The organism is Variovorax sp. YR634, from assembly GCF_900106655.1.
In the GTDB taxonomy this organism is placed as follows: Bacteria; Pseudomonadota; Gammaproteobacteria; order Burkholderiales; family Burkholderiaceae_C; genus Variovorax.
In genome coordinates this window covers 14,367-26,394 of the sequence record NZ_FNOL01000004.1, presented here as the reverse complement: position 1 = coordinate 26,394, position 12,028 = coordinate 14,367, and the positions used below count along the sequence as shown (strand labels likewise).

The following is a 12,028-nucleotide window of genomic DNA, read 5'->3' as shown; positions in this document are numbered from 1 at the left end:
CTTCTTGGGCTATCCTCTCGCCATTCGAATGCACGTAGCGATTTCTTACACACCAACAAGGCTATATGCGTGCTTGAGCGAAGGGGGAGACAGATAGATGCGCTTGATCTTCATCGAACTTCTGGTGGCCTTGGTGCTGCTGCCCATCAGCGGCCTGTTCTGGTGGTGGGCCTTCGGCATGGGCGGCTTGGCTGTGGCCGGCTTTCTGCTGGTTGGCGGCGGCGCTCTGTACCTTGTCTTGCGGGGCGTGCGCTCGGCGAAGAACCAGCTCGGCCACCCCGGCGACGACCGTGAGCAATAGGCTTTGAGCCTTTTCGCCTGACACATTCGCATTCAATTTGGCAGGGAATTGGTGCAATTTGTTTTTTCGATCTCACCTGCCACGGCGTCGGCACGGCCGGATCTGAATTCTTTTTTCTGATTTGCCCGGCCTCGCGATGAGCCAGGCACAGTTTCATTGATTGAAATCTGAAACATCCTTCGGCTCCCGAATGATGCAAATAAAAAACACTACAAAAGTCTCAATCAGGCTGTCGCAAATCGCATTTCCCCTGAATTGAATCGGCAATTAGCCTGAAATCATTCATCGATTTCCTGGGCAGATTTCGCACGGTCTTGGTGCTCCTGGCCCCGGCGAAGGGCAAGGAATTCGGAAGTAATTCAAAAATCCTACCGCCAGTTCACCTTGGGCAGCGGCCGACTAGGTACCCTCCCGCGTCGTTGCTCGACGCTCAAACTGGACGAACTGAAGCTCATAGCCCACGATTTGTCGGCTACGTCCTACTCAGTTGACAATTGCTTACAAAGTAGAACGCAATGTCAAAAACCCTATGCGGGTGGCCTCTGTGGTTCGAGAGCCACGATTTCCCGTATCAATGGGGTAATTAATAAGTTGCATTTTCCATTTCGGCTGACGGCATCCTGACCAGCCGTTTGCCCCCTCGCTTCCCAATGAAAAAGGGTCTCCGGAAGGGGAAGCAAGGGATAACCCTGCCCCCGGCGTGGTCGCACCACGAATGGACACGCCTTTTGCGTCTACTCCACGAAATAGGGCTGCCGCGAAGGCAGCGACAATTTCTTTTTCATTGCTCTCCCGATAAATCTCCGGTCAAGCCGGAAAAGCGTCTTGGTAATAAAAAGAATTACCGGCGCAAATCGGGCTCGGGCTTTGCATATGAATCGCAGTTGTTGAAAAAACCAAGTTCGCAATGGAGTTCCATTTGACACGCTACCTGTACCTGATGGGGTGGAGTGCCGCCTTGGCCGGCGCGTTGATGCTTCAGGGCTGCGCACCGGGCTTTGGCTCCGTGGTGGCTTACGAGCCCGATCAGAGTCCGGCGCCATCTCTTGCTGCCGACGGCACGCCGCAGGAGGCGCTCGTCCCCATCTCGCCGAGCCTCATCCGCGCGATGGCCGAGGCGCAGCCGGCGGCGATTCCGCCCGACGTGAAGGCCCTGTTCGGCGAAGCCCCGGTCTACACGATCGGCCCGGGCGACGTCGTGGGCGTCATCGTCTACGACCACCCCGAGCTGCTGCCCAACGCCGGCGCCGTGATTTCCCAGCAGACGGACCCCACGGGCATCAGCGTGGCGCCGGGCTTCATCGTCGGCGCCAACGGGCAGATCAGTTTTCCGTACATCGGCCGGGTCCAGATGCAGGGCCTGACCGAGATCGAGGCGTCCGACGTGATCGCCAAGCGCATCGCGCGCTACATCAAGGACCCGCAGGTGACGGTGCGCATCCAGTCCTTCAGAAGCCGCCGTGCATTCGTGGAAGGCGAAGTGCGCACGCCGGGGCTGCAGCTCTTCACCGACGTTCCGATGACGCTGTCCGAAGCGCTCAACCGGGCCGGCGGCATCACGTCCAGCGGCGACCGTTCGTTCATCACGCTGACACGCGGCGACAAGACCACGCTCATCGACCTGCCCAAGCTGCAGGACCTGGGCAGCAACGCCAGCAAGATCCCGCTGCAGAACGGCGACGTGGTGCAGGTGCGCAACCGCGACGAGAGCAAGGTGTTCGTGATGGGCGAAGTCGCCAAGCCCTCGGCGCTGACCATGCACAACGGCAGGCTCACCCTCAACGAGGCGCTGGGCGAGGCCGGCAGCGCAAGCCTGGGCACGGCGAACACGGGGCAGATCTACGTCGTGCGCAACAACGCCAACAACACGAAGGGCTCGCCGTCGGTCTTCCACCTGAATGCGAAGAACCCCGCCGCGCTGGCGCTGGCCGAGCGCTTTCCGCTGCAGCCGCGCGACGTGGTCTACATCGACTCGGTGCCGCTGGCCACCTGGAGCCGGGTGGCCAGCCTGATCCTGCCGGCGACCCAGGCGCTCTACTACAGCGACCAGGTCTACATGAACCACCGATGAGATCCGTACTGACAGTCTGCATCGGCAACATCTGCCGAAGCCCGATGGCGGAAGGCCTGCTTGCCGCGGGATTGCCGCATCTGCGCGTGTTCTCCGCGGGCACCGGCGCGCTCGTCGGCAAGCCGGCCGACCCGATGGCGCAGGCGCTCATGCGAAAGCGCGGCATCGACATCTCGGACCACGTCGCGCAGCAGGTGAGCCAGATGCTGTGCCGGCAGGCCGACCTGATCCTGGTGATGGACCGGGAGCAGCGCCGCCATCTCGAATCGACCTACCCCTTCGTGCGCGGCAAGGTCTTCCGCATTGCCGAGTTCTCGGTCGCGCAGGACGTGCCCGACCCGTATGGAAAAGACGAGGCAGCGTTCGAGCACGCCCTGGCCCTGATCGATGCCGGCGTCCGGACATGGATCGACCGCATTCTGAAAATCACAAAACCCGAGCAGCAACCTACATGAACGCACCCCCGCAAGCCGCGCCGATGCCGATGCAAGCGCTGGAAGAGGATGGCGACGGCATCAACCTGGCCGAGTACCTGGACATCCTGATCGACCACCGCTGGCTCGTCGCGGCCATCGTTGCCGTGACCGTGCTCCTGGGCGCGGCCTATGCCTTCCTCGGCAAGCCCCTCTACGAAGCCAACGTCGCGGTGCAGGTGGAAGACTCCGGCAACTCCGCAGGCAGCTTCCTGGGCGATGCCGCCTCCTCGTTGCTGAGCGTGAAGACGCCGGCCGCGGGCGAGATCGAAATCCTTCGCTCGCGCGCCATCCTCGGCAAGGCCGTGGAGAACACCAAGCTCTACATCAGCGCACGGCCGCGGTATGCCCCCATCGTGGGCAGCTGGCTTGCCCGCCGCGCCACCGAGCTGTCGGACCCTGGCTTCATGGGGCTTTCGGGCTACGTGACGGGCACCGAGAGCATCCTCGTTCCGAGGTTCGACGTTCCCGCTGATTTCGAGGAGAAGCCGTTCACGCTGACCCTCGGGGCCGACGGGCAGTACGAGCTGAGCAACCCCGACATCGACACGCCGATGAAGGGCTCCATCGGCACCTTGCTGGTAGCGAACGTTCCCGGCGTTCCGAACGGAAGCGTGAGCCTGCTGGTCAGCAGCATCAACGCGAAGCCGGGCGCGCAGTTCCAGCTCGTGCGGTCTTCGACCCAGCTCACGCTCCTGGCGCTGCAGGACAACCTGAAGGTCGTGGAAAAGGGCAAGCAGTCGGGCGTGCTCGATGTCAGCTGGAGAAGCGGCGACGCAGAAAAGCTGACGCAGCTGCTCAACGAAATCGGTCGCCTCTACGTTCGCCAGAACATGGAGCGCAAGGCGGCCGAGGCCGAGAAGACACTGGGCTTCCTGGACGGCGCGCTGCCCCAGTTCAAGAAGCAGCTGGAGCAGTCCGAAGACATCTACAACCGCTACAGAAACCAGAACGGCACGGTCAGTCTCGACGACGAGGCAAAGAACGCGCTGACCCAGACCATCGACCTGCAGTCCAAGCTGCTCGAGGCCGAACAGAAGCGGCGCGAGCTCACGGCGCGCTTCACGAGCGAGCATCCCGCCGTCCAGACGCTGGACACCCAGGTCGCCGCATGGAAGAGCGCGCTCGCAACCGTCGATGCGCGCATCCGCAAGATGCCGGAGCTGCAGCAGAACACCGTTCGCATGCAGCGCGACATCAAGGTGAACACCGACCTGTACGTATCGCTTCTCAACAGCTCGCTGCAAATGCGGCTGGCCAAGGAAGGCAAGGTGGGCAACGTGCGCCTGCTGGACGACGCCATCGTTCCGGAAGAACCGGTGTGGCCCAAGCGGCCCCTGGTCATCGCGCTGGCTGTGATCCTGGGGCTGGCTGCCGGCATCGGCGCCGCGATTGCAAGGAACTCGTTCTTCGGCGGCATCCGCAATCCGGGAGAAATCGAAAGCCACACCGGGCTCAACGTCTACAGCAGCATTCCGCTGAGCGCCGCCCAGCGCACGGTCGAGAGGAACATCGAGAACAAGGTCGTCGGCAAGCATGTCCTGGCGCACCTGTTCCCCGAAGACCCCGCGGTGGAAAGCCTGCGCAGCCTTCGCACCGCGCTGCAGTTCGCCATGCTGGAAGCGACCAACAACCGCCTTCTCATCTCCGGCGCGACGCCTGGCGTGGGCAAGACCTTCATCTCGGTCAACTTCGCGGCGATCACCGCGGCAACCGGCAAGAAGGTTCTGCTGATCGACGCGGACTTGCGCAAGGGCCGCGTGAATCAATTCCTTTCGATCCAGCGGTCTTCCGGCCTGTCCGAATTGATCGCCGGCACGCTCGACCTCGAGAAAGCGATTCGCCCGTCGGCCCTGCCGAATCTGGACATCATTACCACGGGTGTGCTTCCGCCCAATCCGGCCGAGCTGCTGACGAGCGATTCCTTTGCCCAGGTACTGGAAAAGTTATCTCCGCTATACGACCTCGTCATCATCGACACGGCCCCGGTCCTCGTTGCCGCGGATACCGCATCGGTCGCCCCGCTTGCGAGCACTTTGCTACTCGTTGCACGCGCCGAAAAGACCCAGCTCGGCGAATTGAATGAGAGCGTCAGAAGACTTGCGCATGCAGGTCGCACGGTAAATGGCGTAATTCTGAATGCTATTGATCTAACCCGCCGCCACGCCGGCAGCGGGAGTTACAAATATGGGGCTTACAAGCATTTACAATATACATACAATACCAACAGGGATTCCACCTAGACCGTGAAAATTGGAGTTAAATTCAAAATCATGAGCCGGGATTTCGCCCTGACTCATTGATTAAATACTCAATTAGTATTCGGAGTAATAAGGCACTACAAATGGCAATTAGTCCATTCGTATTGCCTTCATCGAGTCATTTGGCCGCGCAATAGTTTCTGCATTGCAGATCCTACGAGGCATTTGTGCGGGTCGTCTCGGCCAAAAAACCAAGGCCATAACAGAGGACATGCAGGCTTTTGCCTGCGTGAGGAAAGGTGCGTCAAAAATGAAATCATTTCGACGAGAAATCTTGTCGCGCTTCAAATCCGGGCGGGGAAATCCCATGGGAAATCTCCACCCTGAAGAATCGCTGGTACCGCAAGGCTGGAATATTTCGGACGCAAGCGGCGAAATGTCCCGAGGCGGCTCGCAAACCGGAATTCATCATCCGGCCGTACTGCGGATCGGGAAAAGGTCGGTAGACATTGCCGCCGCGCTGTTCTTTTTTGCGGCATTCGGCTGGCTCTTCGTGCTGATCGGCCTCTTCGTGCTGATCAGCTCCGGATCTCCGGTCCTGTATTACCAGTCGCGCTACGGAAAAGATGGGCGAATATTCAGGTTCTACAAGTTCCGCTCGATGATCGCCAACTCGGCCCAGGTGCTCGAGGAGCATCTGAAAAGCAATCCGGAGGCACGCCGCCAATGGGATGAATACCAAAAGCTGGACGACGATCCACGGATCACGCGTTTCGGCAAATTCATCCGCAAGACCAGCCTGGACGAACTGCCGCAATTCTGGAACGTGCTGACGGGCGACATGAGCCTCATCGGCCCCCGCCCCTGCATGCTCGAGCAGAAGGAGCTCTACGGCCAGAACTGGTCGCACTACTGCGCTGTTCGCCCCGGGATCACGGGCCTGTGGCAGGTCAGCGGTCGCAATCAGCTGACCTACAACGCACGCGTTGCGTTGGACGTGAGGTATGTCGAGACCCTTTCCGTCGGGAAGGACGTGGACATCTTCTTCAGAACCATCTGGGTGGTTGCTGCCGGTCACGGGTCCCGATGAATTTCATCGGTCCCGGATGATCGGCTCCGGCCGGGCCGGCCGGACAGATTTTCCTTCGCTTTCGAAATGATTGGATTGGAATCCACATGCGGATGAGCCACGCCATTCCGGGACCGGTGGTGAGAAGAAGAAGCACGCGCCGCTTCAATCAATTCTCGATTGCCGGAATACTGATCGTGCTCGTATACACGATCATCTACGCGTATTTCAGGGAAATGCTTCCCGAGAAATGGAGCGTGGACTCGGCAAAGATCATCGAGATTCTCAATTACGGCGGCACGGGCGACATGGACAACTCGTTTGCTGTCACCGCCGCGCTGTTCGCCATTATTGGGGTCGACAACCTGGACGTTTTCACCTGCGGCGTGAGCGTCATATTTTTGTTTTTCGCGACTCACGACGTTCGCAAGGCTGGTGACTTTTTCGCCAGGCTGCTGCTGATTGCGCCTTGCATCATGCTGAACATGTTTGCGCCGTCCAAGGAGACGGTCGTGCTCATCATGACCATGTTCATCACCGTTTCGACCATCTATTTTCGAACGTCGAAAGTACTTACCGTCGGCGCCTTCCTTTTTCTTTACGCGATCTACGGGGTCTTCGTACGGCAATATTATTTGCTGATTGTCGGTGTGTTTTTCATGGTCTATTACCTGTGGCGGCGCCCTCTTAAATATCACATTCTGGCCGCCATCGTGGTCGTCGGAGCGATCATGGCGGCGCCTTCCAGCATTTTGCAGACGCTTCAATCGCCGCGAGATACATCGAATGCCTACGCGGAACAGATCGGCAGCGATAACAGAACGGCTTTTACCAATATTGCGTCTCCCGCCAGTGGCCCCGGATTTCTGGTCAATTACGTCTATGCCGCAACAGTGCTGATCACGCCGGTTCTTTATTTTCAGACTGCGAGCGACGCGTTCATGCAATTGATGATCGCAGCCATGCTGATCATTTTGTACAGAGCCCGGCGAAAGTCCAAACGCGATCCGGATCGATTCGAGCCGCGGTTTTTCGGCAGCCTTTTCATGGCGCACATTCTTGTGCAATTGATATTTGAACCAGATCTCGGCAGCTTCACCAGGCATTTGACCTCCGTAATGCTCTACATCATTGCCATCAAAGTTTCCGAGAACAAAGCAGTCTCCAGATGAAAAAAATCCTGATTTGTGCGGTGCCGTACAGCGACAACCTGGGTGACGGGGTCATCGCGGCGTCGCTGGCTCACATCGCCAGCATGAAATATCCGGAGGCGAAGGTGGAGTTCCTCGACATCGCCGGCCGCGTCGCGTTCGACGAATCGAATCTGCGTGGCGGCGGCGCGTTCGAAATCTTCCAGAAGATGCCGGCCCTGCTGCGATCGGCAATCGTTTTCGCGTATTGCCTCAAGAACTACCTCCTGGGCTGGCGCAGGCAATGGAGCGTCGCGGTCAACGATGCGGATCTGGTCCTCATCGGCGGTGGCCAGCTGTTCTGCGACGTGGCGCTGAACTTTCCCGCCAAGCTGTTTCTGCTGAGCAGGTTGCTTCGCGGCAAGAAGGTCGCGGTGGTCTCGGTTGGCGTCACGGCCAAATGGTCGTTCTGGGGGAAATTTCTGGTCAAGAAATTCCTCAGGAACGCTGCCCCCGTTTTCTACGCGACGCGCGATGTGGACTCGGCGAACAACCTGCACGCGTTCTTCGACATCCCGCGCAGCGAGATCAAGGTCGTTCCCGACCCCGCGCTGGTTTGCGCGAGCGCCTTTTCGGAAGAGCTCTCCCCGGACAAGAAGTGGGACGTGGGAATCTGCGTCAGCAGCCTCGATGCGCTGGTGATGAATTCCGAATATGGCGACACGCGCACCAGCGGGTCCGCAGAATTCTTCTCGGGCCTGGCAGAAGCATTGCAGGCGGAAGGCGCGCGGGTGCTGTATTTCACGAACGGCGCGGCGGAGGACAACAAGATCCTTGCCGAGATTTCTTCTTCGCGGGCAGCCGCACCGGGCTTCTCGTTCGTCGTTCCGAAACGCCCCGACGATCTTGTTGCGCTGATCAGCGCCTGCTCGTGCATTGCGGCGCACCGGCTGCACGCAAACATCGTCGCCTACAGCCTGAACATTCCCTCCATCGGGATGAATTGGGACAAGAAGGTCGAGTCCTTTTTCCAGCTGACGGACCGAACCCAGTATTTGTTCGGCCTGTCGCCGCGCCGGGAAGAGCTGAAGGCCTCCGTACTGAATCTGCTCAACGAAAAAAATGCCGACCGCAGAAGACTCGACGAATTGAAGACCGAAGTCATCGCCGGAACCCACGCATTGATCTGAGGAGCGAATCTCCATGAAAGTACTGCACGTTGCCGAAACGCTCAAGGGCGGGTTGGAAACCTATCTTCGGATCGTTTCGAATTTCCAGAAGAACTCTCCGGAAATCAGCCAGGTGAAGTTCATATTGCCCGGAACGGTCGATTGGCTGAACCCCGAGAGCGCACACGTGGTGCCCACCGCCCGCAGCCCCCTGTCCCTGGTTGGCTACGCCGCGCGCGTCAAGAAGATCATCGAATCGGAGCGCCCTTCCGTGCTCCACCTGCACAGCTCGATTGCCGGGGGCATCGTCCGGGTCATGGCCATGCTCGGGCAGATACCCAGCGAAGTGAAGATCGTCTATTGCTCCCACGGCTGGGCCTTCGATCAGGCTGCGTCCCGCTACAAGAAGTCGGCCTATCGCTGGATCGAGCGGCTGCTTTCCTCGCGCAGCGACGCCATCATCTGCATCAGTCGCCATGAGGTCAGGATCGCGTCGAAATCCGGCATCAGGCGATGCACATGCATTCCCAACGGGATCGACTCCGTCAGCCCCAGGCTGCCGAGTCAATTGCTTCCTGATGAAGCCGAACGCAGCCAGCGAAAAGTCCTGTTCGTCGGCCGCCTGGACCGGCAAAAGGGAATCGACGTCCTGCTCGACTCGTACAACAGGGTGAAGCCGAACTTCAAGCTGATCGTCGTCGGCGAGGCCGTGCGGAATGACCTTTTTCTTCCCAAGTCCGATCGGGTCGAGTTCAAGGGCTGGCTGGAAAAAGACGAGCTGGACGCCGTCTACCAGGACTGCGACGCCATCATCGTTCCGTCGAGATGGGAAGGCTTCGGGCTCGTTGCTGTCGAAGCCATGGCGAGGAGCAAGGCGGTTTTTGCATCCGCTGTGGGCGGCCTCGTCGACATCGTTGAAGACGACAGGAGCGGCCGGCTCTTTTCCCTGGAGCAGATGGACCAGATGCTGCGGGAAATCGACGGCATCCCCAATGAAACCCTGCGGCAGATGGGACAGACCGGGCGAAAGATCTTCGAAGAGAAGTTCACTTCGCAGCGAATGAACACCGCCATCGTCGATCTGTACAAGGAGTCGGTCCTGCCATGAAGATTTCTGGATTCTTTGCCCGAGGCCTCGTCGGGCTGCTGGGCACCCTGCTGTTCATTGCAGCGTCGATCAGCACGGCCAATGCCCGAGGCATCGACGGCTTGACCTCGGAGTACCCGGTTGCGCTGAGCGTGCAGATCGATCCCGCGACCATCACGGACGACGACCTGCATGAAATACGTGCGGCCGGTTTCGAATTCGTGCGGTTCGGCGTGCGGCCTCCGCTGAAAAGCGTCAACCCCAATTTGATCGACTACCCGGGCCTGATCCAGCGCGTGCGCAAGGCCAGGCTCGAAGCCATCGTCACGTTGTTCGGCGGCCGCGAGATCTGGGGACACGAGCCCTCGGACCTGCGTGGTGGCAGCCGCAGCAAGGAAACCATGTTCGCGGACTTTGCGAGCGACTTCATGAAGGCGCACACCACAGATGTCGCCGTCTGGGAGATATGGAACGAGCCGGACAACAAGACCTTCCTGCAGCCCAACCTTCTTTCGAACTTCGGGACTGCCTCGTCGGAGCTGTGCAACAAGCTGGCGCAGCAAAAGATCCAGCCGAACATCGTCATCGGATACGGCTTCGCGAAGCTGCCCTTCGCCGGAGGCAAGGTTCCTTCGGAGCTGGAGGATGCCTTTGTCTCGGCCGCCAGGACCGACTGCCTGACGGACATCTCGATCCATCCATACCGCTCGGTTCCCGAAACAGCGCTGGCCGACTACCAGAAGCTGCGTGCGCAACTGGACCAGCGGCAACTGAAGAAGACCGGCATCGTCGCTTCGGAATGGGGCTACGCCTCGTACATGCCGGTTCGCGACCGCAACGCACAGGCTTCGCTGATCTTCAGGGAGTACCTGATCAATGCCGCCGCGGGCATCAAGCTCCTGAACCTCTACTCGTGGCGCGACAGGGGCCAGTCTTACTTTTCGAAGGAAGACAACTTCGGAATCAAGTCCAAAGCCGGAGAAAAGAAAGAGGCCTATTCCGCGCTGACCGAGTTTCTCAAGATCGCCAAGCACTCCCAGAAGGTTTCGTACCAGGATGCCAAGGGCATGAGCCAACTGGTGCTGCGTCGCGGCGAGTCCTTGCTGCACGTGGTCTGGACGCAGGGCCCCGAACAAACCGTGTCGGTCCCCGCAGGCAGCGGCAAGAAATGCACGCGCGTCGACTTCTTCCCCCAGATGCGTGAAGGCAGTTGCGGAAACCCGTCGGGCGGGAGCTTTTCTGTCAAGGCGACTGCCAATCCCGTTTTGCTGTCCATATCGGACTGAGCGGGATGAAGCATCTGTCCGGACTCGGAAAACGCCTTGGTGGTCCGATCTACGCCGTTGCAGACCAATGCATATACAGCGCGAGCCAACTGCTCCTGAGCTTTGCGCTGGCTCGCGTGCTTTCGCCTTCGGATTTCGGCGTTGCCTCCGCATTCCTGGCGGTGAGCAGCTTTCAATACATCCTGCACATGGCCATGGTGCATGAGCCCTTGCTGATCAAGCGCTACTACGCGCATCGATCCGCGGCATGGCTCTCGTGGGCCCTGGTGGTTCTTTTTTCTTTTCTGGGGTACGCGGCCTGGCAAGTGGCGGCTTTTCCCGGGCAGCTGCACTGGGTGGGCGTGGCCCTGATCGTCGGCTACGAGATCTTCTGGATCTCGCGCAGCCTCCTGCTCACTGGGCGGCGGTACGGGATTCTTTGCGTCACCGGTGTGCTGGTCGGCGTGGGATATGTCGCCATCCTGAAAGCCGAAAAGCCCGCGACGTGGATGGAAGCCCTGCTGCTGATTTCCATCATCCAGGTCCCGTTTCTTTTTCTGGTGCTCAGGAGTGCGGGGAACGTGATGCTTCCGCTCCCGGCAGCGAAGAATGCGCAAGGGCTGACGGTCGGCGAATCGATGGCTTATGGCTGGAAAGCCAGCCTCTCCCAGTTCATGAGCTGGATCATGACGGGAGGGGCCATCCTGCTGCTTGGGTCCTCGGCAGACTCCGAGCAGGGTGGCTTGCTCAAGATCTACATCACCTTCCTGCTGCCGATGCAGTACGTGCTGTCGGCGCTTGGCTACTACCTGCTTCCGCAATTGGCGGCGAACTGGAATTCCGAAGGACGAAAAAAAGCCTTCCGCGATTTCATCAAGTTCGTGCTGCTCGGGTTCGTGATTGCCGAAGGGGTCGGCGTCTTGCTGGGCCTGCTGGGGCCCCGCCTCGTCGTTCTGGCATTCGGCCCGAACTACAGGGGAATGGATTTTTCCCCCTTCTTCTATGCGCCCGCGATCTTCGGGCTGACCATGTGCCTGCGGACGGGCTTCAGGGCGGCCGCGCGGCCAGGTGCCCTCTTGCTGTGCTCGATCGTCGGCGCCGTGGTGTTCGCCATTCTGATGTTCGCGGCAACGCCGCCCATCTCCTACATCCAGACCATCCGCGCCATGACCTGGGGCTTCGCCTGCATGGCCGCTTTGATGATCGGCTGGCTGTTCTATTTCATGCGAGCGACAACGACAGGGGAGAGTGCCTGAAAACGG

Annotated in this window: 10 protein-coding genes; all 10 read left to right on the top strand. The window is 59.6% G+C overall.

Translation table 11 applies throughout. The features are described 5' to 3' along the window. Positions 1 to 97 precede the first annotated feature (97 nt). The gene (locus tag BLV60_RS09105) at positions 98 to 301 is read left to right on the top strand and encodes a hypothetical protein (protein ID WP_176928761.1); all 204 of its coding nucleotides are present in this window, start codon (positions 98 to 100) and stop codon (positions 299 to 301) included. Between the two features lie 907 nt (positions 302 to 1,208). Then, the gene (locus BLV60_RS09100) at positions 1,209 to 2,372 is read left to right on the top strand and encodes a polysaccharide biosynthesis/export family protein (protein WP_093053301.1); all 1,164 of its coding nucleotides are present in this window, start codon (positions 1,209 to 1,211) and stop codon (positions 2,370 to 2,372) included. Further along, positions 2,369 to 2,827, top strand: a complete 459-nt coding sequence (locus BLV60_RS09095) for a low molecular weight protein-tyrosine-phosphatase (RefSeq protein ID WP_093053299.1) — start codon at positions 2,369 to 2,371, stop codon at positions 2,825 to 2,827. The genes BLV60_RS09100 and BLV60_RS09095 overlap by 4 nt, the downstream gene beginning before the upstream one ends. Next, positions 2,824 to 5,088: a polysaccharide biosynthesis tyrosine autokinase gene (locus BLV60_RS09090; RefSeq protein ID WP_093053297.1), complete on the top strand. Its 2,265-nt coding sequence runs from the start codon at positions 2,824 to 2,826 to the stop codon at positions 5,086 to 5,088. The genes BLV60_RS09095 and BLV60_RS09090 overlap by 4 nt, the downstream gene beginning before the upstream one ends. 268 nt (positions 5,089 to 5,356) lie before the next feature. Beyond that, positions 5,357 to 6,136, top strand: a complete 780-nt coding sequence (locus tag BLV60_RS09085) for a sugar transferase (protein WP_256216746.1) — start codon at positions 5,357 to 5,359, stop codon at positions 6,134 to 6,136. A gap of 92 nt (positions 6,137 to 6,228) precedes the next feature. Beyond that, complete coding sequence (locus BLV60_RS09080; RefSeq protein ID WP_256328910.1) at positions 6,229 to 7,287, top strand: hypothetical protein; 1,059 nt, start codon at positions 6,229 to 6,231, stop codon at positions 7,285 to 7,287. Beyond that, entirely contained in the window at positions 7,284 to 8,435 is a 1,152-nt protein-coding gene (locus BLV60_RS09075; protein ID WP_093053291.1) for a polysaccharide pyruvyl transferase family protein, read from the top strand. Before BLV60_RS09080 ends, BLV60_RS09075 begins: the two co-directional genes overlap by 4 nt. Before the next feature lie 13 nt (positions 8,436 to 8,448). Then, positions 8,449 to 9,522 carry a glycosyltransferase gene (locus BLV60_RS09070; protein WP_093053288.1) on the top strand — a complete coding sequence of 358 codons (1,074 nt, stop codon included), beginning with the start codon at positions 8,449 to 8,451 and terminating at the stop codon, positions 9,520 to 9,522. After that, on the top strand, positions 9,519 to 10,787 hold the full coding sequence (locus BLV60_RS09065) for a hypothetical protein (RefSeq protein ID WP_093053285.1): 1,269 nt from the start codon (positions 9,519 to 9,521) through the stop codon (positions 10,785 to 10,787). Before BLV60_RS09070 ends, BLV60_RS09065 begins: the two co-directional genes overlap by 4 nt. Positions 10,788 to 10,792: 5 nt before the next feature. Continuing rightward, on the top strand, positions 10,793 to 12,022 hold the full coding sequence (locus BLV60_RS09060; RefSeq protein WP_093053282.1) for a lipopolysaccharide biosynthesis protein: 1,230 nt from the start codon (positions 10,793 to 10,795) through the stop codon (positions 12,020 to 12,022). Positions 12,023 to 12,028: the final 6 nt, after the last annotated feature.